The 335-nt window shown below is 38.5% G+C and carries 1 protein-coding gene; it reads left to right on the forward strand.

The genetic code is table 11. The annotated features are described in order from the left end of the window. A partial coding sequence (locus SB773_RS30650) for a stage V sporulation T C-terminal domain-containing protein (RefSeq protein ID WP_410593991.1) occupies positions 1-335 on the forward strand: 335 nt, incomplete at both ends.

The following is a 335-nucleotide window of genomic DNA, read 5'->3' on the forward strand; positions in this document are numbered from 1 at the left end:
GACCCTCCGTATTCGTGAAGGGGATCCATTGGAAATCTTTGTAGACAGAGACGGAGAAGTCATCTTAAAGAAATATTCTCCTATTAGTGAATTAGGAGATTTTGCAAGAGAATATGCAGAAGCACTTTATGATAGCCTTGGAAACCCAGTTATGATTTGTGACAGGGATACTTACATTGCAGTGGCAGGTGGCTCCAAAAAAGAATACTTAAATAAAAGCGTTAGTGAACTAGTGGAAAAAATCATGGAAGAAAGAAATCCTGTTTTGGAATCTCCGAATGGACAAATATCCTTCGTTGATTCAAATGACGAAGAGGTCCAATCATATACTGCAG

The sequence above is a fragment of the Bacillus sp. SIMBA_074 genome (assembly GCF_046534555.1).
GTDB classification, from domain to species: Bacteria; Bacillota; Bacilli; order Bacillales; family Bacillaceae_G; genus Bacillus_A; species Bacillus_A mycoides.